Here is a 2,361-nt window from a genome sequence, read left to right on the forward strand (position 1 = left end):
TTCCCGGTCCCGGGCGCCCCCTGCACGCAGATCGACTCGTCGATCTCGGCCCGTACGAGTGCGTCCTGTTCGGGCTGGATGGTGGCGACGATGTCGCGCATGGGCCCGACGCGGGGTCGTTCGATCTCGTCGAGCAGGATCTGGCTGGTGCCCTGTTCCTCGCCCTGGCCGAGGCGTTCGTCCTCGAAGCTGGTGAGCTCGCCCTTGACGAACCCGAACCGGCGGCGCACGTCGACGTCCTGCGGATCGGCGGCGCTGGCCTGGTAGAACTTGCGGCTCAGCGGCGCCCGCCAGTCGAGCACCATCGGCTCCCCGACCGCGTCGGTGACGTGCCGCCGCCCGACGTGGTACTCGTGCTCCTCGATGTCGAGCCGCCCGAAGAACAGCGGGGTGTCGGGGTTGTCGGCGAGGTCGGCGATCCGCCGAGCGAGCGCCCGCCCGAGCGTCTCGGCGGCGAACGGGTCGCCGGCCACCTGGTCCCCGGTGGCGAACAGGTCTTCGGCACGCTCACGCATGCGGCCGAGTGCTATTCGTGATGCGTCGAGGTGCGCTCGCTCGGCGGCGAGCTCTTCTTCCAGTGCGGGCACGTTGATCCTCGTGGAGGTCTCGGTCGGCTCGCTCGCGTATCCGGGGGTTGTGCACCCGGCGCGTGGGACGTCCGCTGCGGTGGCTACCTCACCGCGGCCGTCAAGCGGCCATCCATGCTACGCGCGGTGGGCCCACCGTTCCACCGAATTTCGGTTGCTCTCCGTGTACGCCGAGGTTAAGGATATTATTAACCTGGAGGTGGTGTCCCGGTGGAGTGGGAGATCCTGATGACCGCGCAGGTCGAGGAGTTCCTCGACGCGATCTACAGCGTCGACCGCGACACGCATCGCCTGGTCAATCAGGCCATTCTGGTGCTGGAGCGGAACGGACCGAGCGAGGGCAGGCCACTCGTCGACAGCATCACCGCCTCGGCGATCACCAACATGAAGGAGCTGCGGCCGCCCTCGGCAGGGCGGAGCGAGATCAGGATTCTGTTCGTCTTCGATCCTTGGCGATCCGCGATCCTGCTCGTCGCCGGGGACAAGTCCGGTCAGTGGAACCGGTGGTATCGGGAGGCCATACCGGAAGCGGAACAGCTCTACGCCACATACTTGAAGGAGCGAGAGAAGGAGACCGGGGATGAGCGGCGTTAGGCGGTGGCGGGATACCGATCACCTGGAGCGCGCGGTCGAAACCGCGGGCGGCCCCGAGGCGTTCGACGCCGCGGTCGGCGCGATGCTCGACGAGGCTCGGGGGTGGCGGCTGGCTGAGTTGCGGAAGCGGCGTGGGATGACGCAGGAGCAGGTCGCGTCCCGGATGGGTGTCTCGGTGGCCCGGGTGTCGCAGATCGAGGCCGGCAGTGTCTCGACGCAGGAGGTGCTCGCGCGGTACATCGAGGCGCTCGGCGGCACGCTCAAACTGATCGCTGACTTCGGCGACGAGCAGCTCAAGGTCGCCTGATGCTGAGCCGACCGCTATGTGGGTGATCTTGTGGTGAGAACTACCTACCGAGGGCCCATGCCCTCAGCCAGCGTCGTAGCATCTGCGACGGATTGCCCGTGTCGCCCCAAATCAACACGTTCAGCGTCGCTGAGATCACTTCACCTGGCTCCAACCAGGTAGCGCGCAACTTTATGGCTGTGTGAGGCCGAGACGTTTGCCCAAACGCGTCAGTCCCGCGTCGTCCTCCGCTGCGGTCAAGGTGGAGTGCAGCGGGACGCCATTGATGTGAGCACGGTGCAAGTACGACAGGTAGATCCTGACGTGGTTGCGGATGCTCTCATCGAGCGCTCGGCGCGGATTGATCCACCGCGGACCTTTGCGCCACCGTCCGAGCATGGTGCTGCGGGCGACATCGATCCGCTCGAAGCACCACAAAACAGCGAAGAGTGCCTGGATCTCTTCCTTGGTGAGCGAGACGTCCTTGCCGCGGGCGGGGTCCTCAAACGCCGAGCCGACCACGTGGCGGGCGTCGGCGACAGGCCCGCTCGTCAACTCGCCGTGTAGCTCACGAGCCCGCTCGAAGTCGTTGCGGCGCAGCGTGTTCAGCGTGAACAGCACCGTCGCGGCGCCAACGATCGCAGTGACGAATGGTCCGAAGTTATCGCTGGCCATGGTGCTTCCTCCCCGAGATGGATCACCAAACTGCGACGCCTGCCCGTGAAGCTACGGCTGCTTGTCAACAGCGATGGACCGCGCGGAAGAAATGCGTCAAAATCCCGGGTCGGGGTTCCCGGTCCCGGGCGCCCCCTGCACGCAGATCGACTCGTCGATCTCGGCCCGTACGAGTGCGTCCTGTTCGGGCTGGATGGTGGCGACGATGTCGCGCATGGG

Annotated in this window: 3 protein-coding genes and 1 pseudogene; 2 read left to right on the forward strand and 2 right to left on the reverse strand. The window is 66.4% G+C overall.

The window, feature by feature from the left end:
- Window positions 1-515, reverse strand: a pseudogene (locus AB0M46_RS51240) (AAA family ATPase); the annotation flags it as partial.
- A 300-nt stretch (window positions 516-815) separates the two neighbouring features.
- On the opposite strand from AB0M46_RS51240, the gene AB0M46_RS51245 reads away from it, so the two are divergent.
- Window positions 816-1,181, forward strand: a complete 366-nt coding sequence (locus tag AB0M46_RS51245) for a type II toxin-antitoxin system RelE/ParE family toxin (protein ID WP_363349048.1) — start codon at window positions 816-818, stop codon at window positions 1,179-1,181.
- Window positions 1,168-1,488 (forward strand): helix-turn-helix transcriptional regulator, encoded by a 321-nt coding sequence (locus AB0M46_RS51250; RefSeq protein WP_363349044.1) that lies wholly within the window; start codon window positions 1,168-1,170, stop codon window positions 1,486-1,488. The genes AB0M46_RS51245 and AB0M46_RS51250 overlap by 14 nt, the downstream gene beginning before the upstream one ends.
- A gap of 171 nt (window positions 1,489-1,659) precedes the next feature.
- Here AB0M46_RS51250 and AB0M46_RS51255 read toward each other — a convergent pair whose 3' ends face one another.
- A complete protein-coding gene (locus tag AB0M46_RS51255) occupies window positions 1,660-2,142 on the reverse strand; it encodes a hypothetical protein (protein WP_363349046.1) in 483 nt (160 codons plus the stop codon).
- Between the last annotated feature and the right edge of the window lie 219 nt (window positions 2,143-2,361).

It is taken from the genome of Dactylosporangium sp. NPDC051485 (assembly GCF_040682015.1).
Classification (GTDB): domain Bacteria; phylum Actinomycetota; class Actinomycetes; order Mycobacteriales; family Micromonosporaceae; genus Dactylosporangium.